Origin of the sequence: Mesorhizobium sp. M7A.F.Ca.ET.027.03.2.1 (assembly GCF_003999175.1) — a bacterium.
Classification (GTDB): Bacteria; Pseudomonadota; Alphaproteobacteria; order Rhizobiales; family Rhizobiaceae; genus Mesorhizobium.
This window is the reverse complement of record NZ_RZOM01001894.1, coordinates 1-461: the sequence shown is the minus strand read 5'-3', so window position 1 is coordinate 461 and position 461 is coordinate 1. Positions and strand designations below refer to the sequence as shown.

Below are 461 nucleotides of genomic sequence, written 5' to 3'. Positions count from 1 at the left end.
CGCCGCCCTCCATGCGGTTGCCGATATAGGCGGCATGGTCCGGCCCGCCCTTTTCGTACACCACGATCGGCAGATACCGGCTATGGCCGATCGCATCCATGGCGGCGAAGAAGATGAACTTGTAGCCGCCCAGCAGATATTGCGTGTTGTGCTTGGAGGTGGCGAGCAGCACATCGATGCCGGCCTCCTCCATCAGCCGGTCGACCCTTGCCTGGTCGAACGGGATATTGCCGACCGCATTCTTGCCCGGAGCAATGTTCATCTCTCTCTCCCTGAATAGCCGGATCGCCGCTGTTCCGCTCCCGATCCCTTGGCAGCGGTCAAATCTGCACCATTTTGCCCGTTCTGGTCTAGCCAGAACAGATGAAATGTCGCCTCTCTATGACTCCGCGCTGTCATTCGTCGCATATTCAACCAATCTGGTCCTACCACAGGATCAAATTGAGCCACGTCCTCCAAAC

Annotated in this window: 1 protein-coding gene and 1 pseudogene; both read right to left on the bottom strand. The window is 57.9% G+C overall.

What is annotated here, in order from left to right:
* Window positions 1–262 (bottom strand): annotated as a pseudogene (locus EN750_RS38645) (aminopeptidase P family N-terminal domain-containing protein); the annotation flags it as partial.
* On the bottom strand, window positions 259–461 hold a 203-nt coding region (locus EN750_RS40215; RefSeq protein ID WP_210212820.1), incomplete at its 5' end, for a hypothetical protein. The gene EN750_RS40215 and the pseudogene EN750_RS38645, both read right to left, overlap by 4 nt.